This window comes from Sphaerisporangium corydalis (assembly GCF_025506355.1).
In the GTDB taxonomy this organism is placed as follows: domain Bacteria; phylum Actinomycetota; class Actinomycetes; order Streptosporangiales; family Streptosporangiaceae; genus Sphaerisporangium; species Sphaerisporangium corydalis.
In genome coordinates this window covers 1-6441 of record NZ_JANZYP010000129.1, presented here as the reverse complement: position 1 = coordinate 6441, position 6441 = coordinate 1, and the positions used below count along the sequence as shown (strand labels likewise).

The window sequence follows — 6441 nt, the reverse complement described above, 5'->3', positions numbered from 1 at the left end:
GACCCGGATGCACCTCATTATGGGCGACACACCGCAGCAGACCCCCATCCCGCAGACACTCACCGCTTAACCTGCAGAACAGGATCACACGAAGGTCAACTCATACACCACTTCGCTGGACGTGACCCTGGCTGCGGGTGGCCATGATCGCCGATCAACGTAAAAGACCAGGTCGGAGGCTAGATGGCCGGGCCTAGAGGGCGCGCCCTGCAGGATTCGAACCTGCGACCGTCGGATTAGAAGTCCGATGCTCTATCCGGCTGAGCTAAGGGCGCTCTCGCATAATTGTGCATGATCCGTCGAGCGGGCGTGCACCGGTTTGGTGGTGCGGGCGGTCGGCGGGATCCCTCTACGGGAGTCTATGGCCCGGTAGGGGTGGGGTGGGAGATCAGGGCGTGGTGGCAGGGGAGAGGGAGGTCAGGGGTGCCTCGGAGGGATGGTTACGCGCGAGTGGCCCGACCGCACCGTGGAGAGAGTGGGGCGGACGACCGTACCGACCGTGGAGAGAGTGGGATGGACGACCGTACCGACCGTGGGGAGAGTGGGGCGGACGACCGTACCGACCGTGGGGAGAGTGGGGCGGACGGCCGGGGCTGCCGTAGCGAGGGAGGTCAGGGGGTGCCGCGGAGGGGGAGGTTGGCTTTTTGGTAGATGGCGTCGATCACGGTCATGTTGGCGATCGAGTCTTGGGGTGGGGTCAGCGTTGGGGTGCCGTGCTGGACGGCGGCGGTGAAGGCGCGGAGTTGGTAGTTGTACGTGGGCTCGCCGGGGACGCGTTCGCGGCGGCGCATTCCGGACGCGGTGACGGTGCGGCGGCGCATTCCGGACGCGGTGACGGTGCGGCGGCGCATTCCGAATACGGTGACGGTGCGGCGCATTTCGGACGCGGTGATGGTGCGGCGCATTCCGGGCAGGGTGACGGTGAGGCGGTTGAAGAGCTGTGGGGCGGCGTAGTTGGTGATGCGCAGGGTGCCCCGGTCGCCCTCGACGCGGGCGGCGATCTTGAACAGGTCTCCCGACCACATCGAGGCGTGGACGCGGCCCGTGGCGCCTGTGGGGAAGCGGAGGTCGGCGGCCATGGCCCGGTCGACCCCCGGGGAGCGCAGCAGGGCGGCCGCGGCGAGGACGGACGGTTCGCCGGGGCCCAGTGTGCGCAGGCAGTGGACCGCGTAGCAGCCCGCGTCCATCAGGGAGCCGCCGCCGAGTTTCAGCGAGTAGCGGATGTCGGAGAATCGGGGGAGCGGGAAGCACATCCAGGTCTCGACGTGCCGTACCTCACCGAGCTCGGTGCGCACGATCTCCAGGGCGCGTTCCATCAGCGGGTGGTACCGGTAGTGGAACGCCTCCATCACGACGAGGCCGGAAGTCGCGGCGGCGTCGGCGACGGTCCTGGCCTCGGCCGCGTTGGAGGTGAAGGGCTTCTCGCACAGGACGTGCTTGCCGGCTTCGAGCGCGCGCAGCGTCCACTCTGCGTGCAGCGCGTTCGGCAGCGGGTTGTAGACGGCGTCGAGGGTGGGGTCGGCGAGCAGGTCCTCGTAGCTCGTGTGCACCACGGGGATGCCGTGCTTGGCGGCGAAGGCCTCCGCGCGTGAGGGGTCCCGGGCGGCGACGGCGGTCACCTGCACACCGTCCACGGCCCGGGCCGGCCTGATGAGTGCGGAGGGGGTGATCCGGGCTGCTCCGAGAGTCCCGATTCTCATGATCACATGATGTCAGAAAAGGCCGGGATCGGGGCGTCGGCGGCCGCACCCCCTACCTGGGCCCCAGCGGCGTGGGGCTTCTCGTGGGTGTGTGGCCTGGGAGTCGGGGGCGGACTAAAGTTTTACGTCATGTTCGTCAGTACTGCTTCGCCGGAAATCACCCTTCGCGGGGGTGATGTGACGGAGGGGGTCGTGCGCGTCGGTGACACCGTTCGGCGCCCGATGCGCCCGTCCAGCCCTGCCGTGCACGCACTGCTCAGCCACCTTGAGGCGGTGGGCTTCGACGGCGCGCCGCGCGTGCTCGGTGTGGACGAGCGGGGCAGGCAGATCCTGACGTACGTGTCCGGCCAGGCCGCGATCCGCCCCCTCCACCCGTACGCGGTCGGCGAGGAGGCGCTCGCCGGCCTCGCCGCTCTGGTCCGCCGGTTCCATGACGCCACGGAGAGCTTCGTGCCGCCGCCGGACGCGGTGTGGGAGGAAGGGTCCATGGAGGACGCCGCCCCCGAGCTGGTCGGTCATTGCGATATCACTCCGGAGAACGTGATTTTTCGGGGCAAGAAGCCCTGGGCGCTGATCGACTTCGACATGGCCCGCCCGACGACCCGGCTGTTCGACATCGTGACCGCCCTGCGCCACTGGGCTCCGATCGCGGACCCGATCGACCGCGACCCCCTGCAGTGCCATCTCGACGTCGGCGCGCGGCTCCGGCTGTTCTGCGACGCGTACGGCCTCCCGGCGCGCGACCGGCGCAGGATCCTGGAGCTGAGCAGGCTCCGGTTCGACCGCTCGTACGTCGCGATGCGGTCCCGGGCCGTGACGGACGGCGGGGGGTGGGCGCGCATGTGGGAAGGCGGCGCGGGCGAACGTATCCGCAGGGCCGCCGCCTGGCTGGACGCCCACTGGGACGAGCTGGACGCCCACCTCCGCTAGCGTTCTCGCCTGTCCGTTTGAACCGCCGGTGACCGGGTGGCCCGTCCGCCTGGCCCCTTGTCCAGAGAGTTCGAAAGATCACACGCACCGAGAAGTTCGCAGTCGCAATCCGTTCCCGGCGTACCACGAGGCCGTACCGGCGTGCCCCCTTGATGAGCGATCGGGCTCTCGGGTTGCTCGCGGGGGTGGCTTTGGACGCGGTTTTTGCAGATCCGCGTAATAGTGGCCATCCGGTCGCGGTGTTCGGGCGGGCGGCTGGGGCCGTTGAGCGGCGGTTGTACGGGCGGACTCGGGCGCGGGGTGTGGTTCACGTGGGGGTGTGCGTGGGCGGGGCACTGGGGCTCGGGGTGGCGGCCGAGCGGCTGGGGCGGCGGTGGCGGCCGGTCGGGGTGGCGGTGACAGCGGTGGCTACCTGGGCGGTGCTCGGTGGTACGACGCTCGGGCGGGAGGGCGCCTACATGGCCGGGGCGCTGGAATCGGGCGATCTGGCCGCCGCGCGTGCGAGGCTGCCGCATCTGTGCGGGCGCGACCCGTCCGGCCTGTCCGAGGACGAGCTGGCCCGGGCGACCGTCGAGTCGATCGCCGAGAACACCTCGGACGCCGTCGTCGCCCCGCTGGCCTGGGGCGCGGTGGCGGGGGTGCCGGGGCTGCTGGCCTACCGGGCGATCAACACGCTGGACGCGATGGTCGGTCACCGTTCGGATCGGTACGAGAGGTTCGGGTGGGCCGCCGCCCGGTTGGACGATGTGGCGAACTATGTTCCCGCCCGGGTCACCGGGGTCCTGGCCTGCGTGCTTGCGCCGCTCGTCGGCGGGACGGCCGGCGAGGCGGCGGCCATGCTGCGGCGGGACGGCCACCGGCATCCGAGCCCCAACTCGGGACGGTGCGAGGCGGCCTTCGCGGGGGCGCTGGGGGTGCGGCTGGGGGGCAGGAACAATTACGGCGGCCGGGTTGAGTACCGTCCTGAGCTCGGCGACGGACGGCGGCCGGTCGTGGGGGACATTTCGCGATCTGTACGGCTGGCGCGGGCCGTGAACCTGTCAGCCGCCGGGCTGGCCGCCGCCTCCGCCTGGGCTTGGGCCCTGCACATGCGACGTCGCCGCGGTTAGCCCAGTGCCGAGAGCTGCACACGCGACATCGCCGCGGTTAGCCCAGCGCCCAGAGACGCTCACCGGTACGGCCGCCGCGCAGGGGCTGCTTTCCCGCAATCGGTGTGTAACGCGGGTTTCTTCGTGTGGGGTCACATCTACCGCTCCGCGCTATGCCCAACCGAGGGGCCGAGAGCTTCGGCGCCCGCCCACGCGATCATGCTCTACGTCCCGCTGACCCTGCCTCGACATCCTTCTCGGTGGCGACGGCGGAGGTGGAGAGGAGCGTCGCGGCGGCGAGGCCGCCCCAGAGTGCGGCCGGGCCGTGGGGCGCGAGAGCGGTGATGATCGCCGGGGAGGCGGCGAGGCCGAAGCCTGTGGAGAGCTGGAAGCGGGCCAGGGCGCGTCCCAGGAGATGCGCCGGGGCGAGGGCGGTGACGAGCGCGGTGGCGCTGCCCGCGTAGATGATCTCGCCGAGGGTGCAGACCACGGACACCGCGGCGACGGCCGGGGCACCCCAGCCGTGTCCCAGGGAGGTGGCCGCGAGGAAGCCGAGGTAGGACGCGGTGAGCACCACGCCGGCGAGAACCAGCACGGACCGGCGGGGAAAGCGGGACAGCAGGACGGTGACCGGAACCTGCAGGGTGACCACCAGCACCGTGTTGGCCACGAAGATGGCCGCCGACCACACCGGGGAGGCGTGCAACTGTGTCACCAGGACCAGGGGGAGCGCGACCTCGAAGAGGTTCAGGCAGAAGACGTAGATCACGTTGGCGGCCAGCAGCGCGCGCATCCGGGGTGCGGGCCCGCCGGCCCTGTCCTTGGTCGCGGCGGCGACCGGATGGGCGTGCACGTGGACCGACCACGCCAAGGCCGCCGCGGCGAGATAGGCGAACCCGGTGACGGCCGCCAGCGCCTGCAATGCGGTGCTGCCGCCCGCCAGGCACGCGGTGGCGAGGAGCGCACCAACGCCCAGGCCGGCGTTGCGCAGGGCGCGGCCTCCCGCGAGGGCGGCGTCGCGTTCACGGCCGTGGGCGACCGTGGACACGAGAGCGGCGTGGGCGGCCGGCCATGCCTGGTTGCCGATGCCGAGGAAGAGCGCCGCCGTCGCGAACAGCCAGACGTGCCCCGTCGGGGCGGCCAGCAGCAGCGCCACGCCCAGCACCCGCACCAGCATCGACGCCGCCACGACCGTGCTGCGTGCGCCCCGGTCCAGCCATCGGCCCACCGCGGGCATGCACCCCAGACCCACGACGGCGCCGGCCGTCATGGCGATGCCGGTGGCCGACGCGGACAGCCTCAGCACGGTCACCCCGTAGAGCAGCAGAAAGGGCCGCAGCATGCCGGTGCCGAGCGCGTCCACGGCCAGGGCGACGGCATAGCGGGGGCCTCCGGAGGCACGGACGAGGCCGCGCGGCTGGATCTTGGTGATGGTTGCCATGGCGTCAACGATGCGTTCGGCCGCCGGGTCTGCCGCGTCGGTTGACGAACACCGTCAACCGACGCGGTCGCCGGCCATCCGACCAGCGAGAATGAGGGCATGACGTTGAGGATCGACATCAGCGGCCTGCCGTCGGGGCGACTGCGGTTCGCTGCCTCCCCGCTCGCCGAGCTGACCGCGATGCTGCACGTGCTGGCCGAACCCGGGCATCACCCGCAGCTCGCCGGCTGGGCCGGGGACGTCTGGGCCGGGCTGCGGCCGGAGCTGGCCGAGCGGCTCAGGGAGGCGGAGTTCCTCTGGCGTTCCTCACGGGCCGACTTCCTGGTCCCCGCTCGTCCCCGGCTCACCCTCGCCGAGGAACTGGACGACGTGGACCGGATCGACGACGAAACCTATGTGAGCGCCGCGCTCATCACCACGTGCGGCAGCAACCGGGTCCACTTCGGCGCGCCGTCACCGCTCGCCGACGCGACGGCGCGCGAGCGGGCCCTGGACCTCGCCCAGGCGCGCGGCGCGCTCCAAGAGGCCTTCGCGGAACGGCTGCTCGCCGACCCGGCCGCCGTGCGGGCGCGGGTGCGTCACACCCTCGAACAGTGCGCCGAGGCCTTCTTCGACGCCGCCTGGACGGGTGTCGCCGTGCGACTCGCCACCGACCTGCGCCTGAAGAACGACCTGCTGAAGCGCCAGGGCATCGAGGCGGCACTCGCGTCGGTCTCCGGCGCCGTCACCCTGGCGCCGGACGGCAACCGCATCATCGTGGACAAGCTGCAGGACAATTCGACCACCGCCCACGGCACCGGCGTCACCTTCCTCCCCAGCGTCTTCGGCCGCCCGCACCTGGTGGCGGTCCACGCGCCCGGATGGCAGCCGGTGGTGCAGTACCCCGTTGCCGAGCCGAGTCCATCGGAGCCGGTATCGCTGGAAACGGTCACGCTACGGCTGGAGGCACTCGCGCATCCGGTACGGCTGCGGCTGCTGCGCACCCTCGCCCGCGGCCCGCACACCACCGGTGAGCTGGCCAACGCCTGGGAACTCTCAGCCCCGGAGGTCTCCCGCCACCTCGCTGTCCTGCGCCGCGCGGGCCTGCTCACGGCCCGGCGGCAGGGCCGTTACGTCCGTTACACCGTGAATCTGCCCGATCTGACGGCGCTGGGCGCCGACCTGCTGACGGCCGTACTGCGCTGAGTGGCTTCGGTCCGCCATAACGCGGGCGACCGCCACCTTCGCGACGATGATCGGGGGGACGGCAGGGCCGCAGGGGGGGTCGGGTAGGGCGGTTGTG

5 protein-coding genes and 1 tRNA gene are annotated in these 6441 nt (G+C 71.6%); 3 read left to right on the top strand and 3 right to left on the bottom strand.

The window, feature by feature from the left end; all coding sequences use genetic code 11:
• Positions 1-201: 201 nt before the first annotated feature.
• Both NYZ98_RS40995 and NYZ98_RS40990 read right to left on the bottom strand, forming a co-directional pair.
• Positions 202-275: transfer RNA gene (locus tag NYZ98_RS40995), tRNA-Arg, on the bottom strand.
• 336 nt (positions 276-611) lie between these two features.
• Entirely contained in the window at positions 612-1700 is a 1089-nt protein-coding gene (locus tag NYZ98_RS40990) for a Gfo/Idh/MocA family oxidoreductase (protein WP_262850920.1), read from the bottom strand.
• A 192-nt stretch (positions 1701-1892) separates the two neighbouring features.
• Here NYZ98_RS40990 and NYZ98_RS40985 point away from each other — a divergent pair, with 192 nt between their 5' ends.
• Both NYZ98_RS40985 and NYZ98_RS40980 read left to right on the top strand, forming a co-directional pair.
• A complete protein-coding gene (locus NYZ98_RS40985) occupies positions 1893-2630 on the top strand; it encodes a phosphotransferase (RefSeq protein ID WP_262850919.1) in 738 nt (245 codons plus the stop codon).
• Between the two features lie 152 nt (positions 2631-2782).
• Positions 2783-3739 carry a cobalamin biosynthesis protein gene (locus NYZ98_RS40980; RefSeq protein WP_262850918.1) on the top strand — a complete coding sequence of 319 codons (957 nt, stop codon included), beginning with the start codon at positions 2783-2785 and terminating at the stop codon, positions 3737-3739.
• 196 nt (positions 3740-3935) lie between these two features.
• Here NYZ98_RS40980 and NYZ98_RS40975 read toward each other — a convergent pair whose 3' ends face one another.
• The gene (locus NYZ98_RS40975; RefSeq protein ID WP_262850917.1) at positions 3936-5159 is read right to left on the bottom strand and encodes an MFS transporter; all 1224 of its coding nucleotides are present in this window, start codon (positions 5157-5159) and stop codon (positions 3936-3938) included.
• Positions 5160-5258: 99 nt separating this feature from the next.
• On the opposite strand from NYZ98_RS40975, the gene NYZ98_RS40970 reads away from it, so the two are divergent.
• Positions 5259-6344 carry a helix-turn-helix domain-containing protein gene (locus NYZ98_RS40970; RefSeq protein WP_262850916.1) on the top strand — a complete coding sequence of 362 codons (1086 nt, stop codon included), beginning with the start codon at positions 5259-5261 and terminating at the stop codon, positions 6342-6344.
• Positions 6345-6441 lie beyond the last annotated feature (97 nt).

What these genes read in the sequence shown, in the direction of transcription:
- NYZ98_RS40990 (WP_262850920.1), bottom strand. Translation starts at nt 1,700, where the DNA reads ATGAGAATCGGGACTCTCGGAGCAGCCCGGATCACCCCCTCCGCACTC.
- NYZ98_RS40970 (WP_262850916.1), top strand. Translation starts at nt 5,259, where the DNA reads ATGACGTTGAGGATCGACATCAGCGGCCTGCCGTCGGGGCGACTGCGG.
- NYZ98_RS40975 (WP_262850917.1), bottom strand. Translation starts at nt 5,159, where the DNA reads ATGGCAACCATCACCAAGATCCAGCCGCGCGGCCTCGTCCGTGCCTCC.
- NYZ98_RS40980 (WP_262850918.1), top strand. Translation starts at nt 2,783, where the DNA reads ATGAGCGATCGGGCTCTCGGGTTGCTCGCGGGGGTGGCTTTGGACGCG.